General features: G+C 44.7%; 2 protein-coding genes. Both read left to right on the forward strand.

The features are described from left to right. The first annotated feature begins 135 nt into the window (after positions 1-135). Positions 136-729, forward strand: a complete 594-nt coding sequence (locus BUC26_RS24005; RefSeq protein ID WP_208609892.1) for a hypothetical protein — start codon at positions 136-138, stop codon at positions 727-729. Continuing rightward, positions 729-1,094, forward strand: a complete 366-nt coding sequence (gene imm40, locus BUC26_RS22505; RefSeq protein WP_084540868.1) for an Imm40 family immunity protein — start codon at positions 729-731, stop codon at positions 1,092-1,094. The genes BUC26_RS24005 and imm40 overlap by 1 nt, the downstream gene beginning before the upstream one ends. Positions 1,095-1,603: the final 509 nt, after the last annotated feature.

Here is a 1,603-nt window from a genome sequence, read left to right on the forward strand (position 1 = left end):
GCTATGATATCGTTGCCATTCATACGTTTCTCCTCGCTATTTCGTGTGGATTTGATCTTATGATATCAAATCCACACGAAATGACGAGGAGCCTACCTTGACAGCCCGGTGGGCCGGTTCCTCTCCGCCGACCCGGTGGGATTGGTTGACCCGTTGACCGGGGCGGTCACCCTTGAAATCCTGGGTAACCCGCAGCGGTTGAACCGTTATGCCTATGGGCTAAATAATCCGTATCGGTATGTTGATCCTAATGGGGAATGGGCAGAGGCTGTTTTCATAGAAGGACCAAGCATTGCTGTTGGTGGTCATTCCTTTGTCAGCAATGTTAGACAAGGAAATGTTGGTTCCGCAATAGTTGATGTTGTAGGTGTTGTTGCCGACATTGCTGCTGCTATAGCTCCTGGAATCCCTGGTGGGGTGGGGTTGGGGATAAAGGCTTCAAGAGGGGCAAAAAAGGCAAATGACTTTTTTGAAGGAACCAGCTATACAGGAAAAGTTCGAAGGCAAATGAAACAAGGAGATTTTCATGCTTTTCCTGAAAGTGTGAAGGCGTTCCAAAATCAAGGAAAACTATCAAAAATCACAGGTGGTGATGGAATTACCCGTCAAAAGCTAGAAATACCTGGAATTTATAGAGGGAACAAAGGAAATTTCGAATTTATTAAAGAATCGAACGGAAAGATAAATCATCGTCTTTTCAAACCTCAGAAAATGAAGAAAAAGGATTGATGATGAACTGGTCTGAAAATATAAAATTAATACTATCTTCCGGTTTCTCTCTTGAGAATATAGGCGTTAATAATTGGGCCCTTGACAACAAGCAAGCTTTAGAAGTTCTTGATGAATTTGAAAGACAAGGAATCGCAGTTCTCGGTGGTGATGTATACGAAATTGTAGATGGAATACCAGAATCCAATTATGACAACTGGTATTGTGAACAATATGATGATGAACCATTTCTAGATTTTTCTAAACGTAGTATTGCCAAAGCTAGAGAATATATAAATAACTACAAACAATCTAGCAGCAAATCAGTTATGTATACTATTGTAGCTGAAGAATTACAAGACCAGCGAGGGTATGAGGAGGGTTAGGGGGCACCCATTAAAAGGCCTCTTGTCAAGGAATAGACTACTCCGATCAAGGGAAAGGGGATTTTCCTTATGAGAGTATTACTTCCCGCTACCGTGTGCGTTGTTTGTCCGTTCTTTTTGCACCCGTGATTTCGGCGATACCGTGTCAGTAGTGAGATCCACTGCACCAGTCACCCATCAGGTTCAAGGCTGCAGCAGAGAGGAGACAAGCGGAACAAAGAGATTCGCATACAATCTCGTCGTGGAGCTTGTCTACTCTCGGGCCACGACCCCTGTCCGACGTTTCGGACCCAGAAAATCCTCGGTACCATGCCGGTTCCACTGATGACGTGCTGACAAATACCATGGTTATTAACCAACCCTTTTTTGGTTCGGGCATGGGCAGGAAAGACACCGACAAACACCCGGACAAACTGCGGGGGACGTTGTTTAATTGTTGAGTTCACTACCGACGGGTAAAGCTCCTGCCAAATTCGACCTTCCTCATCACTGCTCCCTTCCGATGCTTC

This window comes from Desulfofustis glycolicus DSM 9705 (genome assembly GCF_900130015.1).
GTDB classification, from domain to species: domain Bacteria; phylum Desulfobacterota; class Desulfobulbia; order Desulfobulbales; family Desulfocapsaceae; genus Desulfofustis; species Desulfofustis glycolicus.